Annotated in this window: 19 protein-coding genes and 2 tRNA genes; 3 read left to right on the plus strand and 18 right to left on the minus strand. The window is 45.0% G+C overall.

From position 1 onward, the window contains the following. Positions 1 to 190 precede the first annotated feature (190 nt). Together OQJ75_RS01240 and ubiT are read right to left on the minus strand one after the other, a co-directional pair. Complete coding sequence (locus OQJ75_RS01240; RefSeq protein WP_265970569.1) at positions 191 to 694, minus strand: GNAT family N-acetyltransferase; 504 nt, start codon at positions 692 to 694, stop codon at positions 191 to 193. Next, the gene (gene ubiT / locus OQJ75_RS01245) at positions 678 to 1,205 is read right to left on the minus strand and encodes a ubiquinone anaerobic biosynthesis accessory factor UbiT (RefSeq protein ID WP_265970570.1); all 528 of its coding nucleotides are present in this window, start codon (positions 1,203 to 1,205) and stop codon (positions 678 to 680) included. Before ubiT ends, OQJ75_RS01240 begins: the two co-directional genes overlap by 17 nt. Before the next feature lie 258 nt (positions 1,206 to 1,463). Between ubiT and OQJ75_RS01250 the strand changes: the two genes are divergently transcribed. The 3 genes from OQJ75_RS01250 to OQJ75_RS01260 all read left to right on the plus strand — a co-directional run bounded on the left by OQJ75_RS01250 (position 1,464) and on the right by OQJ75_RS01260 (position 5,594). After that, positions 1,464 to 3,503, plus strand: a complete 2,040-nt coding sequence (locus OQJ75_RS01250; RefSeq protein WP_248389290.1) for a bifunctional diguanylate cyclase/phosphodiesterase — start codon at positions 1,464 to 1,466, stop codon at positions 3,501 to 3,503. A gap of 180 nt (positions 3,504 to 3,683) precedes the next feature. After that, on the plus strand, positions 3,684 to 4,697 hold the full coding sequence (ubiU, locus tag OQJ75_RS01255; protein ID WP_017068227.1) for a ubiquinone anaerobic biosynthesis protein UbiU: 1,014 nt from the start codon (positions 3,684 to 3,686) through the stop codon (positions 4,695 to 4,697). An 18-nt stretch (positions 4,698 to 4,715) separates the two neighbouring features. Next, positions 4,716 to 5,594, plus strand: a complete 879-nt coding sequence (locus OQJ75_RS01260; RefSeq protein ID WP_176680389.1) for a U32 family peptidase — start codon at positions 4,716 to 4,718, stop codon at positions 5,592 to 5,594. Between the two features lie 84 nt (positions 5,595 to 5,678). Here the strand turns inward: OQJ75_RS01260 and OQJ75_RS01265 are convergent, their stop codons facing one another. From OQJ75_RS01265 to ftsH, 16 genes are all read right to left on the minus strand, one after another. After that, positions 5,679 to 7,016 (minus strand): MATE family efflux transporter, encoded by a 1,338-nt coding sequence (locus OQJ75_RS01265; protein WP_265970572.1) that lies wholly within the window; start codon positions 7,014 to 7,016, stop codon positions 5,679 to 5,681. 89 nt (positions 7,017 to 7,105) lie between these two features. Continuing rightward, the gene (locus tag OQJ75_RS01270) at positions 7,106 to 7,513 is read right to left on the minus strand and encodes a MarR family winged helix-turn-helix transcriptional regulator (protein ID WP_265970573.1); all 408 of its coding nucleotides are present in this window, start codon (positions 7,511 to 7,513) and stop codon (positions 7,106 to 7,108) included. Positions 7,514 to 7,666: 153 nt separating this feature from the next. Beyond that, complete coding sequence (gene nlpI / locus OQJ75_RS01275; RefSeq protein ID WP_048605659.1) at positions 7,667 to 8,590, minus strand: lipoprotein NlpI; 924 nt, start codon at positions 8,588 to 8,590, stop codon at positions 7,667 to 7,669. Positions 8,591 to 8,714: 124 nt separating this feature from the next. After that, the gene (pnp, locus tag OQJ75_RS01280; protein ID WP_172379966.1) at positions 8,715 to 10,835 is read right to left on the minus strand and encodes a polyribonucleotide nucleotidyltransferase; all 2,121 of its coding nucleotides are present in this window, start codon (positions 10,833 to 10,835) and stop codon (positions 8,715 to 8,717) included. Between the two features lie 378 nt (positions 10,836 to 11,213). Next, a complete protein-coding gene (gene rpsO / locus OQJ75_RS01285) occupies positions 11,214 to 11,483 on the minus strand; it encodes a 30S ribosomal protein S15 (RefSeq protein WP_010436144.1) in 270 nt (89 codons plus the stop codon). A gap of 217 nt (positions 11,484 to 11,700) precedes the next feature. Then, positions 11,701 to 12,654 (minus strand): tRNA pseudouridine(55) synthase TruB, encoded by a 954-nt coding sequence (truB, locus tag OQJ75_RS01290; protein WP_017059233.1) that lies wholly within the window; start codon positions 12,652 to 12,654, stop codon positions 11,701 to 11,703. Next, on the minus strand, positions 12,654 to 13,067 hold the full coding sequence (rbfA, locus tag OQJ75_RS01295; protein WP_017065964.1) for a 30S ribosome-binding factor RbfA: 414 nt from the start codon (positions 13,065 to 13,067) through the stop codon (positions 12,654 to 12,656). The genes truB and rbfA overlap by 1 nt, the downstream gene beginning before the upstream one ends. A gap of 134 nt (positions 13,068 to 13,201) precedes the next feature. Beyond that, positions 13,202 to 15,892, minus strand: coding sequence for a translation initiation factor IF-2 (gene infB / locus OQJ75_RS01300; protein WP_248372674.1), 2,691 nt, complete (start codon positions 15,890 to 15,892; stop codon positions 13,202 to 13,204). A 22-nt stretch (positions 15,893 to 15,914) separates the two neighbouring features. After that, entirely contained in the window at positions 15,915 to 17,402 is a 1,488-nt protein-coding gene (nusA, locus tag OQJ75_RS01305; RefSeq protein ID WP_010436132.1) for a transcription termination factor NusA, read from the minus strand. A gap of 35 nt (positions 17,403 to 17,437) precedes the next feature. Then, complete coding sequence (gene rimP / locus OQJ75_RS01310) at positions 17,438 to 17,893, minus strand: ribosome maturation factor RimP (protein WP_004738265.1); 456 nt, start codon at positions 17,891 to 17,893, stop codon at positions 17,438 to 17,440. Positions 17,894 to 18,127: 234 nt separating this feature from the next. Next, positions 18,128 to 18,204: transfer RNA gene (locus OQJ75_RS01315), tRNA-Met, on the minus strand. Between the two features lie 53 nt (positions 18,205 to 18,257). Next, positions 18,258 to 18,342 (minus strand) — tRNA-Leu (locus tag OQJ75_RS01320). 16 nt (positions 18,343 to 18,358) lie between these two features. Beyond that, on the minus strand, positions 18,359 to 18,691 hold the full coding sequence (secG, locus tag OQJ75_RS01325; protein ID WP_017633282.1) for a preprotein translocase subunit SecG: 333 nt from the start codon (positions 18,689 to 18,691) through the stop codon (positions 18,359 to 18,361). A 278-nt stretch (positions 18,692 to 18,969) separates the two neighbouring features. Continuing rightward, a complete protein-coding gene (glmM, locus tag OQJ75_RS01330; RefSeq protein WP_248397710.1) occupies positions 18,970 to 20,310 on the minus strand; it encodes a phosphoglucosamine mutase in 1,341 nt (446 codons plus the stop codon). Positions 20,311 to 20,331: 21 nt separating this feature from the next. Next, on the minus strand, positions 20,332 to 21,162 hold the full coding sequence (folP, locus tag OQJ75_RS01335) for a dihydropteroate synthase (RefSeq protein WP_248372687.1): 831 nt from the start codon (positions 21,160 to 21,162) through the stop codon (positions 20,332 to 20,334). An 87-nt stretch (positions 21,163 to 21,249) separates the two neighbouring features. Then, complete coding sequence (ftsH, locus tag OQJ75_RS01340) at positions 21,250 to 23,217, minus strand: ATP-dependent zinc metalloprotease FtsH (protein ID WP_265970574.1); 1,968 nt, start codon at positions 23,215 to 23,217, stop codon at positions 21,250 to 21,252. Between the last annotated feature and the right edge of the window lie 14 nt (positions 23,218 to 23,231).

A 23,231-nucleotide genomic window follows, 5' to 3' on the forward strand; every position in this document is an offset into this window, starting at 1 on the left:
GTAGTAACCTTAAGTTTATTGGAGCCAAAGTTTATTGAAACCAGAAGTTTGTTAGAACTAGTTTTGTGAAAGCTGCCTCTATTGAAAGAGAGCTTATTAGAACTGGGCTGATACTAACAAAAAATAAAGGAGCATCAAGCTCCTTTATTTAGACTAAATCAGTTTGTATCTTATTGCGTGATAAATCAGCTTATAAGTCGTTGAACTCTGGGCTGTAAGCAATCTCACCAGTATGTCCAGCAAACGCACCGTCTACCAACTCAATCGCTTGGAAAGCACCTTCAGGTACATCCCAAACACAACTCAAACCAAACTCACTCGCCGCCTTAAAACCAAAACGACCGTAGTAAGCAGGATCACCAAGCACAACGCAGGCTGGGTAACCAAAATCAACCAAAGTAGAGAAAGCATCTTCAACTAATGACTTGGCGATACCTTGATTGCGATATTCTTCTTTCACCGCAAGAGGCGCAAGGCCCTGCCAATTATGATCGTGACCATTTAAGGTTATAGGGCTAAACATCAGATGACCAATCACCTCACCCTCGTCTGAACAGGCCACCAACGATAGTGTTAAATGACTATTCTCACGCAGGCTCATAACTAAATTAGCTTCTGCATCTGTTTCAAAAACAGATTTCAATAAACGATCAATGACAAGTATATCTGCCGGTGCTTCAGTTCGAATAAGCATTCATTACCTCACTTTGTGTATCTGGAGATTGTACCCCCTTCTGCACAAAATCAGCTAATTGATTTAACAAAGTTTTCATAGGTGTCGGTAATAAGTCCAAATCGACGCTATCCATCAAGTTTTTGACTTCTAAACCGAGCTCGGTATCGCCTTCAATAGACAGTCTACGTTGGAAGAAAAGCGTATCTGGGTCTTCTTTACGCCCCGCTATCAACACAAGATCGTTAAGATTGCCGCTAAAGCTTACATCTTCAGCCACCTCTTTGTCAGCTACAACCAGTTGCTCATTTTTGTAGCTAATACACCAACTTAACCCCATATCTTTTATTGCGACTTTCAGCCATTTGTCTTCTAAAAACTCAAAGTCACCGTCCTCTAAAGCTTCCTTAAAGACATTCTTAAGCGCCTCCAACAAGGCTCTTTTTTGTACAGTTCTAGGCAATAACTGGACTGGAGATCGCAAAATTGATGCGGCATTTTGAACTAGTTGAGTGCGAATCTTGTTTATCACGTGACTTATCCGTAACTTTGTCAATAATATGGAATGCATCATAGATGATGTTGAGATCTCAGTTACTGTTATGTATCAAATTAACTTCTGTTTGATACTCGACCTTTAATATCCTGAAAATCACAGTTATAGTAACTCAGGTAATGAGAATTACAGCGGATCGCTGCACTCACAGGTAAATATCGATAGCCACACAAAAAGTAATAAATATTTATCGATAGTGAATATTCAAGCTCTTGGAGAATTGGTAGTACTTTGATGCCTCCCCAGCAACTACAACATTGGTTTACCCAGCTAACTGCAAATAGTCCGTTCTTTTTTGCAGTACTTGATGCTCAACATAACTATTTTATGGTAAATGAGCGTTACTGCGATATTGCTGGTTTGAGTCAAACAGAGCTTGCAGGCATGAATGACCGCCAAACATTGGGCGAACAGTTCTACCAACATCTCAAGCCTTACTATGAGCGTGCATTCAGTGGCGAAACGATTGAGGCCGAAGTCACCCTCAACGAAACTGACCTCGATACCAGCCTTCATTTCAGCCTATCTCCGCTTACCAATGGCAACAAAACCGACTACATCGTCTTTCACGCCTTCGACACTTCAGAAAACCAAGTACTTGTCCGTTCTTTAGAAGAGTCCGAAGCCAAATTCCACAAACTATCTCAACTACTTCCAGATGGATTACTGCTCGTTGAAAGTGACTACATCTTGTCATCCAACCCAGCAGCGGCGCGCTTGCTTGGCTTTAACTCAACCACAGAGTTAATTGGTGAAGAATTGGGACGCCTATTTATCGATGAACAAACCAAAACAGTCTTCAATAATAACCTCAGCTCTATTATTTCTGAGTCTGGTTTGGTTTGCTTAACGGGTGCCCGATGCGGCTTTGAACGTAAGGTTCAGCTCAACATCGACTCCACCACCGTTCTTGGAAGCAACACTCAGCTGGTGCTTATCCAAGACGCACAAGAAACCGCAAAACAATATACACCGGCAAACAGTGAAGATGCCTATATCGATGCACTGACTAAGCTCTACAACCGAGTTGGCTTTACTAAGCGTCTTGAGCAGTTCATCCACAACGACACGCCGGTGGTGATGCTCTACTTAGACATTGATAACTTTAAGAATATCAATGACTCACTGGGTCATCACATCGGTGACAAGGTGATTAAAGAGGTCGCTTCGCGTCTTAAACGCTTGCTGCCTCGTAAGGCCGTGATTGGGCATTTAGGCGGGGATGAGTTTGGTATTATCCTGCCAGAACCTGAACATCAGCGAACACCTGAAATGCTCGCTGAAAAGATCATTTCCCTGATCAATCAACCCTTCGATCTTCACCACTTTAGCAAGCGCTTGGCCTGCTCGATTGGTAGCGTGAGCTTTCCTCAAGATGGTACTGATGCTCGTATCTTGCTGCAAAATGCAGACACAGCAATGTATGAAGCCAAAGATCGTGGTCGTAATCGTCTGATTAAGTTCAACGAACAAATGAACAAAGAAGCGCGTATGCGACTGTGGCTTGAGATAGAGCTGCAAAAAGCACTGCAACAAAATGGACTCGAGGTTTGGTATCAGCCGAAAGTGAATGCCCGTGATTTCACCATCAACGGCGCAGAAGCTCTGGTTCGTTGGAAGCACCCAGTTGAAGGCTACATCAGCCCTGCTGCATTCATCCCAGTCGCGGAACGTGCAGGTCTTATCGAACAGCTTGGTCGTGTGGTAATGCGTGAAGTATTTGCGACAGTTAAGCGTTGGAAGATGCAAGGTATCCTGCCTGGTCGAGTGGCGATCAACTTGTCTCCAGAGCAGTTTGGTAATCCAAAGCTAATTGATTACGTTGAAAAGCTACTCCGTTCAACAGAGCTTGATCCAAGCGCGATTACTTTTGAGCTGACAGAAAGTGCTGTGATGAGTGACAGCGAACACACGCTACAAATGCTAAACGCTATCAAGAGATTAGGATTCGCCTTGTCCATCGATGACTTTGGTACAGGCTATTCATCGCTGTCTTACTTAGCTCGCTTCCCTATTGATGAACTTAAGATTGACCGTGCGTTTATCTCTGATATCGATACGCTACCAAAGCAAATCACTGTGATTGAAAACATCATTAACCTTGGCAAGTCTCTCGATTTAACCGTGGTTGCAGAAGGTGTCGAAACCAGTGAGCAAGCGACTCTGCTATCGAACCTCAACTGTAGCTCCATTCAAGGTTTCCACTTCTATCGTCCTCAACCAAAACAAGACGTCGAAGAGCTGTTCGCACAAAACCGCCGTCATAAGAACTAATTAGAAGATTCGAATACGTCATCCTCCGAAAGCTAAACCAACACATAAAACTACTACTCGTCAGTACCTCAAACGGAGTAAAAGCAGATTTATCCATCTAAACCTGCCTTACATCAATTCCGTCATTCATAATTCTTCATAAAATGCTCGCTTCAACTTAATTCTACTGGTAGTGAGCAAATGGAACTCTTATGCCCAGCGGGTAACTTACCTGCTTTGAAAACCGCTATTGATTGTGGTGCGGATGCTGTCTATATCGGATTCAAAGACGATACCAATGCCCGACACTTTGCAGGCCTGAACTTTGCGGGTAAAAAGCTCGATCGTGCTGTGCAGTATGTGCATGACCACAACAAGAAAATTCATGTTGCCTTAAATACTTTTGCTCACCCAAATGGCTTCGACCGTTGGACCAATGCCGTAGACAATGCTGCTGCACTGGGTGTTGATGCGCTGATCATCGCAGACATCGCGGTACTTGAGTACGCAGCAAATAAGTATCCAGATCTAGAACTGCACCTATCAGTGCAAGCATCTGCGACCAATGCGGCGGCTATCGACTTCTACCATAAAAACTTCAACGTTAAGCGTGTCGTACTGCCGCGTGTGTTGTCGATTCATCAGGTCAAACAGCTTTCTCGTAATATCACTTCTGACGTTGACCTTGAAGTATTCGCTTTTGGTAGCTTGTGTATCATGGCAGAAGGTCGTTGTTACCTCTCTTCATACATGACTGGCGAATCACCCAATACCGTTGGAGCTTGCTCTCCGGCGAAATATGTTCGCTGGCAAGAAACAGAAACCGGCTTAGAGTCTCGCTTAAACGAAATCCTTATAGATAAGTATGAAGCAGGTGAAAACGCTGGTTACCCAACGTTGTGTAAAGGCCGTTTTGAAGCCGAGATCGATGGTGAACGTAAGCGCTATCACGCACTTGAAGAGCCAACGAGCCTCAACACGCTATCCATGTTGCCTGAGCTTTTCGCAGCAAATGTTGCCTCGGTGAAGATTGAAGGTCGCCAGCGCAGCCCTGCTTATGTTGAACAAGTCACCCGTACGTGGCGCGCAGCTATCGATCGCTACTTAGCGAACCCAGAACAATACCAAGTGGAACAAGCTTGGAATGCGACACTGGCGAATGTATCAGAAGGTACACAAACCACGCTTGGCGCTTATCACCGTAAATGGCAATAGAGCCAAATGGAGAACTCAATGAAATACGCATTAGGCCCTCTACTTTATTTTTGGCCAAAACAAGACGTTGAAAGCTTCTATGAGCAAGCGAAATCAAGCTCTGCTGATATCATCTACTTAGGTGAAGCCGTATGCTCAAAACGTCGTGAGATGAAAGCGAAACACTGGATGGACATCGCTAAAGAGCTGTCTGCTTCAGGTAAGCAAGTGGTGCTGTCGACCATGGCATTGTTGGAAGCGCCAAGCGAAGTCAACATCATGAAGAAGTACATAGATAACGGTGACTTCGCGATTGAAGCCAATGACGTGTCTGCTATTCAACTGGCAAGCGAAAGCAAAGTACCTTTCGTGGTCGGCCCAGCAGTAAACACCTACAACGCGCGCACGCTGAACCTGTTCTTGAAGCAAGGCATGACACGTTGGTGTATGCCGGTTGAGCTATCTCGTGAATGGCTAAGCAACGTCATGACACAGTGTGAAGAGCTCAATATTCGTAACAAGTTCGAAGTCGAAGTATTTAGCCACGGTTACTTGCCTCTTGCTTACTCAGCACGCTGCTTTACGGCTCGTGCAGAAAATAAAGCGAAAGACGATTGTGAAACCTGCTGTATCAAATACCCAACCGGACTACAGGTCGAGAGCCAAGAAGGCCAATCGGTATTCAACCTTAACGGTATCCAGACCCAATCGGGTTACTGCTACAACCTAGTGAATGATTTACCCAACATGCACGACTTGGTTGATGTGGTTCGTTTAAGCCCGCTAGGCATCGATACCTTCTCTGAAATTAATAACTTCAGAGCTAACGAACAAGGTCAAAACCCGATGAAGATTGAAAGCCGCCAATGTAATGGTTACTGGCATCAACTTGCAGGTTTAGACGTAAAAAACATCTAGTTCGATAATTAAACCTATCAGCTACAGATGCAAAAAAGGTCTAGCATTCGCTAGACCTTTTTAGTTCGACTTAATAGAAGCGACCTATGCCGTCACCGTTTCCATCGGTGAAGCATCGAGCTTCTTTACGTCTTTGTAGAGCATCACCATCACCACCACGCTTAACGCAATGTTAGACAGTGGATACGCAATCCAGATCCCCGGCACACCGTACAACTTAGGCATGATGTACAAGAAAGGCAGCTGAATAAGCATATTGCCTATCGTCACAAACATCGCCTTGCTGCCCTTGTTTACCGCTTGGTAATAAGCACCCGCTACCACTAAGAAACCATCCAGCGCCAATGCAAACATGTGTAGTCGAATACCCAACACTGTGTACTCTACTAACTGTGGTTCGTCCGAGTTAAAGACTGACACAAACTCACGTGGGAACGCGTTGAGAAGCAACACAAACGCCACACCAATCAATACTGAACTCAGCATCGCAATCTTAAGTAACTTACGGATGTTCGCTTGGTTACGCGCACCATGGTTGTAGCTCACCAATGGTTGCATACCGTTGGCGATACCTTCAGCCGTGAGGTAGTAAACCGTCACGATGTAGCCCAAAATCGCGTAAGCACCAATCATCAACTGGTCGCCATATTGAGAGAACAACGCATTGTGCAGCGCCACCATCATCGAACCATAAGCGTACATAAAGAAGCTTGATGTACCAATCGCGAAGATTTGTGGAATCACATCCAGCTTCAGTCTCAACTCATTCCAACGTAAACGTAGGTTTGCTCGACGTGAGAAGAAGTAAGCCAAGCCAAGGCCCGTTACCACAAACTGGGCAATCGCTGTTGCTAATGCTGCGCCCATCAACTCCCAACCATAAAGAGCGATAAACAGGTAATCGAGTACGATGTTAATCACTGCACCAACAATCATCAGTATCGTCGCTAAGTTCGGACTGTCATCGTTGCGCAGTAGAAACGGCATCGCGATCGAACCTAACGTGAAGACACTGGCACCAATTAGGATATGTAAGTACTGCAGGCCAAGTTCATATACTCGCCCTTCAGCGCCTTGCCAAAGCAAGAAGTTATCAGAAAACAAAAACAGCAATGCAGAGACAATAGGCGTTATCGCTAACAACAAGGTTAAGCCCGTTGCTAAGATCTGCTTAGCGCCTTGGGCATCTTTTTCACCTTGGCGAATTGAGACAAGCGCACCTGTACCCACACCCACCAACATACCAATACCGAGAATCGAACCAATCACAGGCCACGCAACATTGATACCTGCAAGTCCATCAGCCCCCACATAGCGGCCAATGAAAATGCCATCCACCACTTGGTACAGGCCATTAACCAACATGGCCGCCACGGTAGGGATTGTGTATCGCCAAAACTGGCGACTAATTGAGTTACTCATTTCTTACTCTACTTTCATTTGTGAGTCGCATATCAACAAGACATGACTCGAAAAATTAGTTAACAAGGCTAACTAAATATCTAAATTATTTACTTCAAAGCTTTATTTAATAATAGGTTTAGCTGTTGAGATTCTTGCTCAGACAAACGACTTTCCAGTATCTGTGCCATGACCTGATAGATCTTACTTTCTTCTTCTAAGCCGACTTCAGCTTTACTGGTCAGTACGACCAACTTAGACCTCGCATCTTCGAGCGAAGCTTCACGTTCAACAAGACCCTTTCTCTCTAACCTTTGAACCATAGTGGTTGCTGAAGGCTTGGTCACCTGCATCTCAATCGCAAGATCAGTCAATCGGATCGGTTCAGGAGAGGCTTGAATGACCTTCAAATAGTCATACTCATTGAAGCTCAATTGGCAAATAGGATCTTCATTTACCTGAGTTCGCCATATCTTAGAGGCGAAGCGCTCAATCTTTTCTAAATTCTGGTTCAGCATACTCACCTAATCAAAGAACGGCATTTAGTTAGCAAGGCTAACTATTCTAGTATTGTTTAAATAAAAAGCAATCAAAACGGGATGAAGGTCATAAAAAATGAGCATGAAAAAACCGCTGACAGGCAGCGGCTTTTCGGAATCAAAATGTGTTGTTTACTTAGCGTTAGCTTCTTCTTCGGCCTCAGCCAGCTTAACTTGCGCTAAGTGCTCGGCTTTAAGCGTGGTGAAGATACGGCTTAACTCTAAGAAAGAGTAACGGTGTTCTACGTATTCATACACGTTAAAAGAAACCGCTAACTTGTACAAAGAGATCGCATTCGCGTAGTCACCATTCATGTGGTAACGCTTAGCAAGGTAGAAGTACGTCTCTGTTAGGCGCTGCGCAAGTAACGTGTTGTCACGAGTACCGGTTAATATCGCCTTGAAAGCCTGCTCTTCAGTAATGTCATCAAGCATAATCGCGACTAATACCCAACCCCACTGCTCATCACGGCTCTCATAACGTTTTTGCAAATCAAGCTTAGCTTGCTCTGGCGTTAGTTCATGCTGAATGATGTACAACCAAAGGGCGCGAAACGGATCGCTAGGATCATCGGCATAGTGCTTCATCATCTCTTCATTGGCTAAGTCGTAACGCTCGCCATAGTAAAGCGCGATAGAGCGGTTTCTTTCTGCGTAAGAGTTTGCAGGATCAAGTTCTAACGTTGAATCAAAAGATTCATAAGCCGCATCAAACTCCCCTACCTGCGTAAAGTAAACACCCAAAAGATTGAAGATATCAGGTTGAGCAGGGTTCAATGAAAGAGATTGGTTGAAGTCGAGGCGCGCGAGATCACGTAGGCCAACACTGTCGTAGTAGTTACCACGTTCAAACAGCATCTTAGCTCGAACTTCATCGTTCAAATCTGGGCGCTGTAATAACTGACTAAGACGTGCAATTTGAACTTCTTGCTGAACGCTTGGTTGCAGTGGCACAGCCATCGGTGGATAAACCCAACGTGAGGTGTTATCTGATGTTGTCGCACAACCTGTTAGTACAAGCAGTAAACACATACTCGCGGTTTGAAACCATTTCACAAATAATTACTCCTGTTATGACCGCAATAAAAAAGGGGAGCGATATGCTCCCCTTTATAACATGCTTTGTTGACGATAGGTTAGAAATCACTAAAAAGCGATATCACCATCGACACACTGAGAATTACTCAGCAGCAGGTGCTTCGCCTTCAGCTGGCGTTTCAACTGCTTCTTTCATGCTTAGACGTACACGGCCTTGACGGTCAATTTCAAGAACCTTAACAGGAACTTCTTGACCTTCAGTTAGGTAGTCAGACACTTTCTCAACGCGCTTGTCAGCGATTTGAGAGATGTGTACTAGACCATCTTTACCAGGAAGGATAGTAACGAATGCACCAAAGTCAGCTAGACGAGCAACTTTACCTTGGTAAATGCGGCCAACTTCAACTTCAGCTGTGATCTCTTCGATACGACGGATAGCTTCTTTAGCAGCTGCGCCTTCAGTAGCAGCAATCTTAATTGTGCCATCGTCTTCGATTTCGATTGTAGTACCCGTTTCTTCACAAAGAGCACGGATAACTGCGCCGCCTTTACCGATAACATCTTTGATCTTATCAGAGCTGATTTTCATTGTGTGGATACGTGGAGCGAATTCAGAGATATCTTCACGAGCACCAGAGATAGCTTCATCCATTACAGAAAGGATGTGCTTACGTGCACCTTGCGCTTGGTTAAGAGCAATTTGCATGATCTCTTTAGTGATACCTTCGATCTTGATGTCCATTTGAAGTGCAGTGATACCAGCGTTAGTACCTGCTACTTTAAAGTCCATGTCACCTAGGTGATCTTCGTCGCCAAGGATGTCAGAAAGAACAACGAAATCGTCGCCTTCTTTAACAAGACCCATTGCGATACCCGCAACAGAAGCTTTGATTGGAACACCAGCATCCATAAGAGCTAGAGATGTACCACATACAGAAGCCATTGAAGAAGAACCGTTAGATTCTGTGATTTCCGATACAACACGAACTGTGTATGGGAATTCTTCAACAGAAGGCATTACTGCTTGGATACCACGTTTAGCAAGCTTACCGTGACCAATTTCACGACGCTTAGGAGAACCAACGAAACCAGTTTCACCTACACAGTATGGAGGGAAGTTGTAGTGTAGAAGGAAGTTGTCTTTCTTCTCACCCATTAGGCTATCGATAATTTGAGCATCACGCTGCGTACCAAGCGTTGCAGTAACAAGTGCTTGAGTCTCACCACGAGTGAATAGAGAAGAACCGTGTGTACGTGGAAGAACACCAGTACGTACGTCTAGCGCACGAACCATGTCTTTTTCACGGCCATCGATACGTGGGTTGCCAGCGATGATGCGGCTACGTACTACGTTTTTCTCTAGAGAACCAAGCATGCCGCGGATTTCGCGCTCATCTAGGTTTTCATCTTGTGCAATTAGAGCTTCAACAACGTCGTTCTTGATTGCGCCAACTTGCTCGTAACGAGCCATTTTCTCAGTGATCTGGTACGCGTCAGATAGACGAGTTTCAGCTTGCTCAGCAACTTTAGCTTTAAGCTCAGTGTTAACTGCTGGCGCTTCCCAGTTCCAAGATGGAGTTGCAACTTCAGCTGCAAATTCGTTGATCGCTTTGATTACAACTTGTTGTTGGTCGTGACCGTAAACAACCGCTGAAAGCATTTCTTCTTCAGATAGGTTATCGGCTTCAGATTCAACCATAAGTACTGCGCCTTCTGTACCAGACACAACTAGGTCTAGTTTAGAGTTTTCAAGCTCAGTATTTGATGGGTTAAGAACAAGTTCGCCGTCGATGTGACCAACACGTGCAGCACCGATAGGACCATTGAATGGAGCACCAGAGATAGCAAGTGCAGCAGACGTTGCGATCATAGTGATCATGTCTGGGTTTACGTCAGGGTTGATAGAAACAACCGTAGCGATAACTTGAACTTCGTTTTTAAACGCACTTGGGAAAAGTGGACGAATTGGACGGTCAATCAGACGAGCTGTTAGTGTTTCGCCTTCAGATGGACGACCTTCACGCTTGAAGAAACCACCAGGGATTTTACCCGCAGCGTATGTACGCTCTTGGTAGTTAACTGTTAGAGGGAAGAAGTCTTGACCTGCAACTGCTTCTTTCTTAGCAACAACAGAAACGAATACTGATGTATCGTCCATAGTCGCCATTACAGCAGCAGTAGCTTGACGTGCAATTACGCCCGTTTCTAGAGTAACGGTGTGGTTACCGTACTGGAACGATTTTACAACTGGTTTTTCAAACATTGTATATCCTTAGCTCTAAAGTCAGACTTTAGATTAAGTGAATAATGACTCAAGACATTACCAATCGCGACTAGTGAAAAGGGACTTAGGATGGTGACTCTTTGTATGAGTTCATACGCCGAATTAGGACCAAATCCGCCTTTGAATAGTCGCGACCTATTGGCCGACATCTGTGACTGTAATATCTTGAGAGGTTGATTGCCAAACGCTGAAAACGCGATAGGCGGGCGTAGTATAAACTATTTTTATTAGGAGATATATTTCCTATCAGAAAAAGCCAGATGATATTCTGACCATCCAGCCTAGCATTTTCTTACAGGCACAAAAAAAGGAGCATAAATGCTCCTTTTCTTCAAACTGTCTTTGCAGACATCGCTATTAGCGACGTAGGCCTAGACGCTTGATTAGGTCTTGGTAACGAGCAAGGTTTTTGCCTTTCAAGTAATCAAGAAGCTTACGACGGCTAGAAACCATACGTAGTAGACCACGACGGCTGTGGTGATCGTGTTTGTGCGCTTTGAAGTGACCTTGTAGGTGGTTGATAGAAGCAGTAAGTAGTGCTACTTGTACTTCTGGTGAACCTGTGTCGCCTTCAGATTGTGCGTATTCTGCAACGATTGCTGCTTTAGTTTCTGCATTCAGAGACATAAATCTCTCCTGATAAGAGTAAGTTTATATTTGTAGCAGCCAATCTCTGATTCAGCCGCTACGCGAGCCGAGGATTATAGGGAAGTTTATGAATTGGTGCAATAACAATCGAACATCTTAAAAACTAAAAAAGCGAGCCACTTAATTTAAGAGCCCGCTTTCTGAATTATTTGATCGCTTTAAACACGAACAGCTACTATCTGATTCGACTTAAGCGCTAAGCTTGTGGTTCTTCATCTCTGAAAACAACCAAACGCTTAGGTGCAACTCGGCCATCTTCAGCAATCTGAGCAACGCCGACAAACAGCTTCTCTTCGCCGCTTGTCATGCGAACCGTGCCTTCAGTAGGCGCACCAGCAACCTGAACTGGCATACCGTGCTGAACTAGGTCAGTCAGTTCCGCGTTCAGGTTTACTTCTGGTAAGTCTTCAACGGCAGTGTCCATTGGCATCAGCAGTGGGTCAAGCAGCTCTTTCGGGGCAATTTCTTGCGCCTGTGCTTGCTCTAGAATTTCGTTCAACTGTTCTAAGGTAACCATGCGTTCATACGGGTACTTTGCAACACCAGTACGACGAAGCATGGTCACGTGAGCACCACAACCTAGCATCTCACCAAGATCGTCGGTAATTGTACGGATGTATGTGCCTTTCGAACAATGCACTTCCATTTCAACTTCATCGCCTTCAAAGCGAAGCAGTTCAATAGAGTACACAGTGATCTTACGAGACTCACGAGGAACCTCGATACCTGCACGTGCGTATTCATACAAAGGCTTACCTTGATACTTCAATGCTGAAAACATTGATGGAATCTGGTCGGTTTCACCTTTGAAGCTCGCAATGCAACGCTCCAGTTGTTCTTGAGTTACGTTAACATCACGTGTCTCTACCACTTCACCGTCAGAGTCAGAGGTATTGGTACGCTCACCAAGCTTAGCGATAACAACGTAGCGCTTATCAGAATCTAGAAGAAACTGAGAGAACTTTGTTGCTTCACCAAGACAAATTGGCAGCATGCCAGTCGCAAGAGGATCCAGAGCACCGGTGTGCCCTGCCTTCTCTGCAAAGTAAATACGCTTTACTTTTTGCAGTGCATCATTAGACGAAATGCCAGTCGGCTTATCTAATAGAATTACCCCGTTGATAGGGCGACCTTTACGACGGCGAGCCATTACTCTTCGCCCTTAGACTGAGTTTCGTCAGTGCGGCCAGCTTCTTCTTGCTTACGCTTGTCGTCGTTCAGAACTTCACTCACTAGGTTAGACATACGCATGCCTTCTACTAGGGTGTTGTCGTAAGTAAAACGAACTTCAGGCGTTAGACGGTGGCGAATACGCTTACCAAGAGCCATACGAACTGGCACTTCATGCTCTTTAAGAGCTTTAAGACATGATTCAGGTGTTTGCTCACCAACACATAGGAAAGTCACGAACACTTTTGCGTAAGCAAGGTCACGAGACACTTCTACGTCTGAGATAGTTACCATACCAATACGTGAGTCACGAACTTCACGTTGTAGGATAAGCGCAAGCTCTTTTTGAAGCTGCTGAGACACACGTTGTGTGCGGCTAAATTCTTTTGACATTTTCTTTTCTCACTTAGAAAGATGGGGGGCTTGGTAATTACCAGCCCCCCATGGTGTATTCAACAACCGATTACTTATTACCTTTACTAGTAATGTTAGTAACCTTAGTCAATATGTCGAGTCGTACAGACTGATTAGTCTAGAGTACGTTTAACCTCAACGATTTCGAATACTTCGATCTGGTCACCAACGCGAACGTCGTTGTAGTTCTTAACGCCGACACCACACTCGTAACCGTTCTTAACTTCTTGAACGTCATCTTTAAAGCGACGAAGTGACTCTAGTTCACCTTCGTAGATAACAACGTTTTCACGAAGTACACGGATTGGGTTGCTACGCTTAATCGTACCTTCAGTAACGATACAACCAGCGATTGCACCAAGTTTAGGCGACTTAAATACGTCACGAACTTGTGCAAGACCAATGATCTCTTGACGGAATTCAGGAGCAAGCATACCGCCCATCGCCTGTTTAACTTCGTCAATCAGTTGGTAAATGATTGAGTAGTAACGTAGATCTAGGTTTTCGTTCTGAACCGTGTTACGCGCAGTTGCGTCAGCACGAACGTTGAAACCAAGGATGATAGCGTTAGAAGCTGCAGCAAGAGTTGCGTCAGTTTCAGTAATACCACCAACACCAGAACCTACGATGTTCACTTTAACTTCGTCAGTAGACAGTTTCAGTAGAGAGTCAGCAATCGCTTCTACAGAACCTTGAACGTCAGCTTTAAGTACAACATTAAGCTCAGCAACTTCGCCAGCCGTCATGTTCGCGAACATGTTCTCTAGTTTCGCTTTTTGTTGGCGAGCTAGTTTAACATCACGGAATTTACCTTGACGGTAGTTCGCAACTTCACGTGCTTTACGCTCATCACGTACAACAGTCGCTTCGTCGCCTGATGCAGGTACGCCAGAAAGACCTAGAATTTCTACAGGGATAGATGGACCTGCAGTTTCGATGTCTCTGCCGTTCTCATCGCGCATTGCACGAACACGGCCGTACTCTTGACCACAAAGAACGATGTCGCCTTTGTTCAGAGTACCAGACTGTACTAGTACTGTTGCAACTGGACCGCGACCTTTATCAAGACGAGATTCAACAACAACACCAGACGCCATGCCTTCTTTAACCGCTGTAAGCTCAAGAACTTCAGACTGAAGAAGGATTGCTTCTAGAAGACCATCGATGTTTGTACCCTGTTTAGCAGAGATGTGAACGAAGATGTTCTCACCGCCCCATTCTTCAGGGATAACGTCGTATTGAGCTAGCTCATTCTTAACGTTGTCTGGGTTTGCACCCTCTTTATCGATCTTGTTCACAGCAACAATCAGAGGAACGCCTGCCGCTTTCGCGTGCTGGATTGCTTCGATTGTTTGTGGCATTACGCCATCGTCTGCTGCAACTACAAGTACAACGATATCTGTCGCTTGAGCACCACGAGCACGCATAGCGGTAAACGCCGCGTGTCCAGGAGTATCAAGGAAAGTGATCATGCCGTTGTCAGTATCTACGTGGTAAGCACCAATGTGCTGCGTGATACCGCCAGCTTCGCCAGAAGCAACGTGTGCTTTACGAATGTAATCAAGTGTTGAAGTTTTACCGTGGTCAACGTGACCCATGATAGTAACAACAGGAGCACGACCTTCAGCGATAGCATCGCTATCACGGTCAGCTAGTACTGCTTCTTCAAGTTCATTTTCTTTACGTAGGATTACCTTGTGACCCATTTCTTCAGCAACAAGTTGTGCTGTTTCTTGGTCGATCACTTGGTTGATAGTCGCCATAGCGCCCATCTTCATCATTACTTTGATAACTTCAGTTGCTTTAACTGACATTTTGCTAGCCAGTTCAGAAACAACGATAGTTTCGCCGATAGCAACGTCAGATTTAGCAACAGTTGCTGACTTATCGAAGCCTTGCTGCATTGAAGTTGGTTTAGCAAGCTTACCTTTACCGCCACGACCACGTTGGTTACGACCACCACGGTTGTTTGCAGGTTGGTTAGCAGGAGCTGCTTTCTTCTTGCGACGACGAGGTGCTTTCTCATCTTTCTTATCTGCCGCATCTTCAGCTTCACGAGCGTAAGTAGAAGTAGTCACATGGTAATCCGCAGATTTCTCTTGCTCTTTCTTCTTCTTCTCTTCTTCAGACCAACGTTCTTGGTTCTCTTCTGCTAACTTACGAGCTTCTTCAACAAGCTTAGCTGCTTCAGCTTCTGCTTTACGAGTTGCTTCTTGCTCTTGACGAGCTTTAAGTTCATCCGCTTCTTTTTTCGCTTGTGCGTTAGCGTCTGCATTTTTTGAATTCATGTCTTTTTTAGCCTTTTCAGCTTGTGCGCGTTGAGCCTTCTCTTCAGCATCACGTTTTGCATCCGCTTCACGTGTTACTTTTTCTTCGGCTTCGCGCTGTGCTTTCTCTGCAGCATCACGTTTCGCTTGCTCTTCAGCATCGCGTTGTGCTTTCTCTTCCGCTTCACGATTAGCTACTTCCTCAGCCTCACGTTTCGCTTCATCTTCAATAGTGCTGCGCTTCACGTAAGTACGCTTTTTACGTACCTCTACTTGAACATCCTTACTCTTACCGCCTCCAGCGGCAACACTTAGCGTGCTGCGGGTCTTGCGTTGAAGAGTTAAACGAGTCGGTTCTGTTTCGCCTGAAGTATCGCCGTGCTCCTTTTTAAGGTGCGTTAGCAATGTTTGCTTCTCTGAATCAGTCACTTGATCCGACCCTGCTTTCTTCATGCCTGCATCAGCAAGTTGTTCAATTAAGCGGTCAACTGGCGTACCAATCTCTTCACTCAGTGCTTTAACTGTTAATTGTGTCATACCGCTTTCTCTCCTTGCTGAATTATTCTTCGTCGCCGAACCAACAGATGTTACGCGCAGCCATAATTAGCTCGCCTGCACGCTCTGCAGTTAGATCTTCGATGCCTTCTAGTTCATCAACGCCTTGGTCAGCTAGGTCTTCCAATGTCGCAACGCCTTTTGCTGCTAGCTTGTAAGCCATTTCACGCTCAAGACCTTCAAGTGCAAGTAAGTCTTCAGCAGGCTCAACACCGTCGAAAGTTTCTTCTTTCGCTAGCGCTAGAGTAGTCAGTGCGTCTTTTGCGCGGTTACGTAGTTCTTCAACGATACCTTCGTCTAGACCGTCTACTTCAAGAAGCTCGTTCACAGGAACGTATGCTACTTCTTCAAGCGTAGAGAAGCCTTCTTCAACAAGCATTTGAGCAAAGTCTTCTTCGATGTCTAGGTGCTTCATGAAGTTTTCAATAGAAGCAACAGCTTCTTCTTGGTGCTTCTTCTCGAGATCAGCAACAGTCATCACGTTCAGTTCCCAACCCGTTAGTTGAGAAGCTAGACGTACGTTTTGACCACTACGGCCAATCGCTTGTGCTAGGTTATCCGCTTCAACAGCGATATCCATAGAGTGTGCATCTTCATCAACGATGATAGATGCAACGTCAGCAGGAGCCATAGCGTTGATTACGAATTGAGCCGGGTTATCGTCCCAAAGAACGATATCGATACGCTCACCGCCAAGATCGTTAGAAACAGCTTGTACACGAGCACCACGCATACCAACACACGCACCAACAGGGTCAATACGTTTGTCGTTTGTTTTCACAGCGATTTTAGCACGAGAACCAGCGTCACGTGCAGCACCTTTAAGTTCAATTAGCTCTTCACCAATTTCAGGCACTTCAACACGGAATAGTTCAGCTAGCATTTCTGGCTTCGAACGAGTAACGAAAAGCTGGAAACCACGAGCTTCAGGTTTAACTGCGTAAAGAAGACCACGAACACGGTCACCTGGACGGAAGTTTTCACGAGGAAGTTGGTCATCACGAAGGATTACCGCTTCAGCGTTGTTACCTAGGTCTAGAATAACGGTGTCACGGTTAACTTTCTTAACTGCACCAGTGACTAGCTCGCCTTCGTTATCGATGAACTGCTCAACGATTTGAGCGCGTTCAGCTTCACGTACTTTCTGTACGATAACTTGCTTAGCCGTTTGAGTCGTAATACGGTCAAACGTTACTGATTCGATATCATCCTCAATGAAACCGCCAAGTTCGATCTCTGGGTCATCGTACTTTGCAGCTTCAATAGAGATTTCTTTTGTTGGGAATTCAACTTCCTCAACAGCTTCCCAACGACGGAAAGTTTCGAAATCACCCGTTTTACGGTCGATTTCAACACGAACTTCAATTTCTAGTTCGCTTTTCTTTTTGGTTGCTGTTGCAAGCGCGATTTCAAGCGCTTCAAAAATACGCTCACGAGGAACTGCTTTCTCATTAGAAACAGCTTCTACTACCGCCAAAATTTCTTTGTTCATTAATCTAGCCTCTTAAGCTCTTCTCTCTAGGAGAACTAAAATTTAGGGATCAGGTTAGCTTTCGCAATATTGCTCAGGACGAATTCTTCTTCTTGTCCTTCAACCAATACTTTCACTGTCTCGCCTTCGATAGATTGGATATCACCTTTCCATTTACGACGGTTGCCGACAGCCATTTTCAAAACGATGCTTACCTCGTGACCAATAAATTGTTGGTAATGCTCTGCTTTGAACAGTGGTCTCTCTAAACCTGGTGAAGACACTTCAAGGTTATAAGCCACTGAAATTGGATCTTCAACGTCCATTACGGCACTTACTTGGTGACTAACTTCAGCGCAATCATCTACATTGATACCATTTGGTGAATCAATGTAAATACGTAGCGTTGAGTGCTCACCAGCACGAATAAATTCTAATCCAACTAACTCATAACCTGATGCTGCTACTGGAGCGTCAAGCATTTCAGTAAGTTGTCTTTCTAAACCAGTCATTTAACCACTCCAGAAACAAAAAAAGGGCTCAAAGCCCAATTTAAATTCCAAGCAAACATTATCTAAATACATTTACAAATGCTTAGATAACAAAAAACCCCGTATAAGCCGGGGTTTTTGTTGCTGGACCCTTATATGTTAAGTGTCATCATATTTGATATCACACTTAACTCACAGTGAGGTTCACACTGTGCAAACTTGCTACCAATACAAGCTATATAATAGCATTGAAATTGGTTGCGGGAGCCGGATTTGAACCGACGACCTTCGGGTTATGAGCCCGACGAGCTACCAAACTGCTCCATCCCGCGTCCGACTTGCGAGCATTATACGCCCAACAAGATGTTTTACAAGTTTGTAAACATGGTGCCGAGAGAGGGACTCGAACCCTCACACCCTAAGGCACTAGCACCTCATGCTAGCGTGTCTACCAATTTCACCATCTCGGCATCAAATCTTTACAGATTATTGTGGAATTTCATCGCCTTGCGATGGAACTTCACTCACTGCATCATCAGCTTGCTGAATTACCTGACCTTGGGTCGGGTCAATCCACTGTGACTCAGTCTTATGTGTAGACATATTACCAAGCACTAAGCTAAGGATAAAAAATGTAGTTGCAAAAATTGCAGTCATTCGGGTAAGGAAATTTCCTGAGCCACCAGCACCAAACACAGTGTTTGAAGCGCCAGCACCGAAAGAGGCTCCCATATCTGCGCCTTTACCTTGTTGAATCAACACTAGGCCAATTACACCAAGCGCTGCCAACAGGTAAATCACAAGTAGAACTGTAAACATTTTTCCACCTATGTTCCTAATTGTTGAGCCAGCGCCGTTCAAAAAACTATTTTTAAGAACAAGGCTAGCGACCTCCTAACTGAAGGCCGAGCAATACTAGCGAATGCGACGATGGCTGACAAGGAGAATTTGCTAAAAAATAAGCCTTTACCAAGTGAACGGTTAAAAAAAGGCCAAAAGCGACACGAAACTCATTTATGCCCCTTTTGACCACTCTATAATTTAACCGTTTTTACGTACAGGTACTCTTGATTGTACCTGCTGAGTAAAGCACTAAATTAGCAGTTTGCTTTTACTGCATCTGCAATCTTAAGTGCTGATGATTGAACAAGCTCAGCATCTTCGCCTTCAACCATGACACGCAGTAGTGGCTCTGTGCCAGACTTACGTAATAGCACACGACCTTTCTCACCAAGCTCAGCTTCTACTTCAACAACCGCTGCTTTTACCGCTTCGGCTTCTAGTGGGTTTGAATCTCCGCTGAAACGAACGTTTTCTAGAACTTGAGGGTATAACGTCATACCTTGAGACAACTCATTCAGTGTCATTGCGCTATCAACAACTGAAGCCAATACTTGCAGAGCAGCAACGATAGCATCACCCGTCGTCACTTTATCTAGCAGGATAACGTGACCCGAGTTTTCGGCACCGATCTTCCAGCCTTTAGCAAGAAGCTGTTCCATTACATAACGGTCACCAACAGCAGCTCGTACAAACGGAATACCTAACTGCTTAAGGCCGTTTTCCATACCAAGGTTGGTCATTAGTGTACCAACAACGCCACCTTTCAACTCACCGCGACGCAGTGCATCACGAGCAATGATGTAAGCAATTTGGTCACCATCAACTTTGTTGCCTAGCTCGTCAACCATAATGATACGATCACCATCACCATCAAAGCCAAGGCCTAAGGCCGCTTTTTCTTCAAGTACTTTTGCTTGCAGAGCACGAACATCCGTCGCACCTACTTCGTGGTTGATGTTAGTACCGTTTGGCTCAACACCAATCGCAATTACTTCAGCACCTAGTTCTTTAAATACAGCAGGTGCAATATGGTAAGTCGCACCATGTGCACAATCGACAACAATCTTCATTCCAGCAAGTGTCATCTGATTTGGGAATGTGCTCTTACAGAACTCGATGTAACGGCCAGCCGCATCGTTCAAACGTACCGCTTTACCAAGTTCGAATGAGTCAACGCATTCGATGTCTTTATCCAATTCTGCTTCAATCGCCAACTCGATATCATCTGGCAGTTTTGTTCCCTCAGAAGAGAAGAATTTGATACCGTTATCGTAGTAAGGGTTGTGCGATGCAGATATAACAATCCCCGCTTCAGCGCGGAAGGTTTGAGTTAGGTAAGCAACAGCAGGTGTTGGCATTGGGCCAGTAAACGTAGCCTGAAGACCAGCAGCAGCAAGGCCAGCTTCTAACGCAGACTCAAGCATGTAGCCAGATATACGAGTATCTTTACCAATGATGACTTTCTTTGTGCCCTGTTTCGCAAGAACACGACCTGCAGCCCAGCCAAGCTTCAGAACAAAATCAGGTGTAATCGGGTACTGGCCAACTTTGCCACGTACACCATCTGTGCCGAAGTAACGTCTCTTATCAGACATATTGATTTTCCTTAATTATGATTAGTGATTGTTATTCATCACTTCGATTATCTTCATCGCTTCCAATGTATCTTCTACATCGTGAACGCGAATAATTTGTGCACCTTTCATTGCAGCGATGGTCGCACAAGTAACGCTAGCGACCATGCAATCTGCTGGGGCTTTGTCTAATAACTTAAAGATCATCGACTTTCTCGACATCCCCGCTAAGACTGGCAACCCAAGCGTATGAAACTTTTCAAGGTGCGCTAATAGGTGGTAATTATGCTCAATGGTTTTACCAAAACCAAAACCAGGATCCAGAATCAACTGCTCTTTTGATATGCCAACAGCCTCACAAGCCTCCACCCTTTCTTTTAAGAACGCTTCAACATCCGTTAGGACATCATCGTAATTTGGGTTGGCTTGCATGGTTCTTGGCTGACCTTTCATGTGCATCAGGCAAACAGGAACCTTAGCATCGGAGGCCGCTTCTAGAGCTCCGGGCTCTTGTAATGCGCGCACATCATTGATCAAATCAGCGCCCGCTTCAACGGCTTGACGCATTACTTCAGCTTTACTGGTATCAATGGAGATCCACACATCGAACTTAGCGCGAATTGCTTTAATGGCAGGTATAACGCGGGCGAGCTCTTCTTCTAAAGCTACGTCAGGCGCTCCCGGACGAGTTGATTCACCACCAATGTCAATAATGCTAACACCAGCTTGAATCATTCGTTCTGCTTGCAGTAAAGCATTATCTAATGAATTGAATTTTCCGCCATCAGAGAAAGAGTCAGGCGTGACATTGAGGATACCCATCACATGTGGGCGGTCTAAAACGAGCGTTTTATTATGTGCTTTTAATATCATGGAAGGCGGGTCTTAAGGTAAAAACATCTTGGGCTAGAAACAGAAAAACCCTGAGCGTACTCAGGGTTTTAATTTAAAGCTTAGCAATTAAGAATCTTTGTTTTGAGCATCATCTGTTTCAGATTTAACTTCTTCAACTTTCGGCTCTTCAGCTTTTGGTTCCGCTGTTGCTTCTTCTGATTTCGCTTCAGGTTTAGCTTCTTCCTTTGCAGGTTCTGCTTTCGCCTGATCACCCCAACCAGCAGGCTCACGAATGTCGTCTTTACGTTCCATCAAGTCATCAATCTGACCTGCATCAATCGTTTCAAACTTCATTAGCGCGTCTTTCATCGAGTGCATGATATCCATGTTCTCTTCAAGAATTTGCTTCGCACGAGCATAGTTACGGTCGATTAGAATACGAATTTCGTCATCGATAAGCTTAGTCGTATCGTCAGAAACATGTTTCGCTTGGCTCATACCGCGACCTAAGAAAACTTCACCTTCTTCTTCAGCATAAAGAAGAGGACCCAGTTTTTCAGAGAAGCCCCATTGCGTAACCATCTTACGAGCAATATCAGTTGCACGTTCGATATCGTTAGACGCACCAGTCGAAACTTTGTCTTTACCGTAGATAAGCTCTTCAGCAAGACGACCACCGTACAAGCTAGAGATCATTGATTCTAGATGTTGGCGAGACATGCTTACGCGGTCTTGCTCAGGTAGGTACATCGTCACACCAAGTGCACGACCACGTGGAATGATTGACACCTTGTACACTGGATCGTGTTCTGGCACCAAACGACCAACAATTGCGTGACCCGCTTCGTGGTAAGCCGTTGACTCTTTCACTTCTTCAGACATCACCATTGAACGGCGCTCGGCACCCATCATGATCTTATCTTTCGCAAGTTCAAACTCAACCATAGATACATTGCGCTTGTTACCACGAGCAGCAAATAGCGCTGCTTCATTCACAAGGTTCGCAAGATCTGCACCAGAGAAACCTGGAGTACCACGAGCAATCAGAGATGGTTCCACATCACCCGATAATGGCACTTTACGCATGTGTACTTTAAGAATCTGTTCACGACCACGTACATCTGGTAGACCAACCACAACTTGACGGTCAAAACGACCAGGACGAAGTAATGCAGGGTCTAGTACATCTGGACGGTTAGTCGCAGCGATAACGATAATACCTTCGTTACCTTCGAAACCATCCATCTCAACCAGCATTTGGTTTAGTGTTTGTTCACGTTCATCGTGACCACCACCAACACCAGCGCCACGTTGACGACCTACAGCATCGATTTCATCGATAAAGATGATACAAGGCGCCGCTTTCTTTGCTTGTTCGAACATGTCACGCACACGAGATGCACCAACACCAACAAACATTTCAACGAAGTCAGAACCTGAGATAGTAAAGAACGGTACTTTCGCTTCACCGGCAATCGCTTTTGCAAGCAATGTTTTACCCGTACCAGGAGGTCCAACCAACAGGATACCTGTCGGGATCTTACCACCCAGTTTTTGGAAGCGACTTGGGTCACGAAGGTAATCCACAAGCTCTTTCACGTCTTCTTTTGCTTCGTCACAACCAGCAACATCAGCAAACATCGTTTTGATTTGTTCTTCGCTCATCATTCGAGCTTTACTCTTACCGAAAGACATCGCGCCTTTACCGCCGCCGCCGCCTTGCATTTGACGCATGAAGAAAATCCATACACCAATCAGTAAGATCATTGGGAACCATGAGATGAAGATAGTGCCAAGCAGGCTCTGCTCTTCAGGTGGTGTACCCTGAACTTTTACGTTTTGATTAATTAAGTCATCAAGTAGCTTTTGATCATAAACAGGCATGTAAGTTACATACTTAGAGCCACCACCACGACGTGTGAAAGTGATTTCGCTGTTATTGAACTGTGCGTCTTGAATCTGGCCTTGGCCAACTTCCTGTACAAACGTGGTGTAATCTACTGCTCTGCCGTTACTTTCCCCAGGGCCGAAGCTCTGGAATACCGACATCAACACTACCGCGATAACAAGCCACAGAATTAAATTTTTTGCCATGTCACTCAAGGTGT

This window comes from Vibrio sp. 14G-20, from assembly GCF_026241515.1.
Lineage (GTDB): Bacteria > Pseudomonadota > Gammaproteobacteria > Enterobacterales > Vibrionaceae > Vibrio.